This is a genomic window from Streptomyces sp. 4F14 (genome assembly GCF_048159485.1).
Lineage (GTDB): Bacteria > Actinomycetota > Actinomycetes > Streptomycetales > Streptomycetaceae > Streptomyces.
In genome coordinates, this window is sequence record NZ_JBLRVY010000317.1 from 1 (window position 1) to 339 (window position 339).

Sequence of the window (339 nt, forward strand, 5' to 3'; positions counted from 1 at the left end):
GCTGCGCGGACGCCCGGCACGGTCCATCGCACGGGCGGCGACGATCAGCGCGTGCGTGGAGTCAAGCCCGCCCGACACCCCGATGACGACCTTCGGGCCGCCGATCGCACCCAGCCGCTGCTGCAGGCCCGCGACCTGGATGTTGTACGCCTCGTAGCAGTCCAGCGCGAGACGCTCGGCGTCGGCGGGCACGAACGGGAAGCGCTCCACCCGGCGCTTGAGCCCCAGGTCGGCGGTGGGCGGGTCGAGCCGGAATCCGATGCTCCGGAAGTCACCGGTCCGTCCCGCGTGCGCGCGCCGGTTGTGGTCGAACGTGCCCATCCGGGCCCGCTCCTGCCG

Annotated in this window: 1 pseudogene; it reads right to left on the reverse strand. The window is 73.7% G+C overall.

From position 1 onward, the window contains the following. A pseudogene (gene nadE / locus ACLZOT_RS50905) lies at positions 1–339 on the reverse strand (NAD(+) synthase); the annotation flags it as partial.